This is a genomic window from Falsiroseomonas sp. RANM36 (assembly GCF_056682175.1).
This window is the reverse complement of sequence record NZ_JBWXTD010000003.1, coordinates 1317811-1319479: the sequence shown is the minus strand read 5'-3', so window position 1 is coordinate 1319479 and position 1669 is coordinate 1317811. Positions and strand designations below refer to the sequence as shown.

Here is a 1669-nt window from a genome sequence, read left to right as displayed (position 1 = left end):
CCGGCCGCGCGGTCAGGTGACGCGCGGTCCGGCGACGTGGGCGCCGGATCGGCGGGCAGCCAGACGGTGAAGGTGGCGCCGGCGCCTTCCTCGCTCTCGATCAGCAACTGGCCGCGATGCCGGTTCACCACATGCTTGACGATCGCGAGGCCGAGCCCGGTGCCGCCTTCGCTGCGCGAGCGGCCGCGATCCACGCGATAGAACCGCTCCGTCAGCCGCGGGATGTGATGCTTCGCGATGCCGGGGCCGTCGTCGCTGACGCGCAGCAGCACGCCGCGCCGCGCGGGCCAGCGGCCGCCGGGCTCGGCATGCGCGACGCCGAGCCGCACCACTCCCCCGGCGCGGCCGTAGCGCGCCGCGTTGTCCAGCAGGTTGCGCACCACCTGCGCGACCTGCTCGGCATCGGCCGGCGCCGCGACGGCATCGGGAACCAGATCCGTCTCCAACCGCACGCGCCGCCCGGCGAGGATCGGCTGCATCGCCTCCGCCTCCGCCGCCGCCAGCGCGGCCAGATCCACCCGCCCGGTCGGCGGCTGGTGCTCGGTGATCTCGATCCGCGACAGGCCGAGCAGGTCGTCGATCAGGCGGCGCATCCGCTCCGCCTGCTCGGCCATGATGCCGAGGAAGCGCTGCTCCGCCTCGGTGTCGCCCTTGGCCGGGCCGCGCAGGGTCTCGATGAATCCGATCAGGCTGGCGAGCGGCGTGCGCAGCTCGTGGCTGGCGTTGGCGACGAAGTCGGCGCGCGTGCGGTCCAGGGCGCGTTCGCGCGTGCGGTCGGACAGCACCAGCACCAGCCGCCCGCCATCGGCCAGCGGCGGCTCCATCGGGATGGCATGCACCTTGAGCTCGCGCGCCACCGGCACCGGCAGCGCGATGTCCACATCGCGCGGCGTGCCGGATGCCAGCGCCGCATCCAGCGCATCGGCCAGCGCGGGATGCCGCAGCAGCGCCGCCAGGTCGCCCGCATCGGCGGCGGATGTGCCGAACAGGGCGCGCGCCGCGGCATTGGCGCGCCGCGCCGCGCCGCCGCGGTCCAGCACCACCAGCGGATCGGGCAGGCGCTCGACGATCGCCTCGTCGGCGCGGCGCAGCCGCACCACCAGCTCGGCCCGCTCGTTGACGCTGCGCGCCAGGCGCCGCGCCGCCTCGGCGATCTCCTCGACCGAAGGCAGCAGGGCGGGGCTGGCGTCGTCGGGCCCGGACATCGCCTCGCCCGCCTCGGCGCGGCGGATCGCCTCCCGCAGCCGCCACAGGTTGCTCAGCCAGAGCCGTGCCAGCAGCAGCGCCGCGCCGATCGTGGCGACCAGCGCCAGCAGTCCGGGCGTGGGCTCGACCCAGCCGGCCAGCAACAGCACCAGCAGGAGGCAGGCCGGGACGCCGCCGATCAGGGCCGCCGCGGCGGCTGTTCGGCCGGCCGGCGCAACCGGCAGCGGCATCGGCCGGCTACAGGCCCGTGCCCGCGGGCTCCGGCGCCGGCTCCACCATCACGCCCTCGCCTTCCGGCGACAGGGCATAGATCGCGAGGCCCCGCAGGGTCTGACCGCCCGGGAGCAGCCGCACCGGCCCATCCGCGCCGGCGAAGCTCTGCTGCGCCGTGACGGTGGCGACCGGCGTGGCGGCGCGCAGCGAACGCGCCGCCCCCGCCCCGGCGGCATAGGCGGCGGCCGCC

General features: G+C 76.6%; 1 protein-coding gene and 1 pseudogene. Both read right to left on the bottom strand.

All coding sequences use genetic code 11. The features are described from left to right. Nucleotides 1–1436: sensor histidine kinase (locus AC1MIR_RS11165; protein ID WP_480028228.1), on the bottom strand; the 1436-nt coding region annotated here is incomplete at its 3' end. Between the two features lie 7 nt (nt 1437–1443). Beyond that, nucleotides 1444–1669, bottom strand: a pseudogene (locus tag AC1MIR_RS11160) (hypothetical protein); the annotation flags it as partial.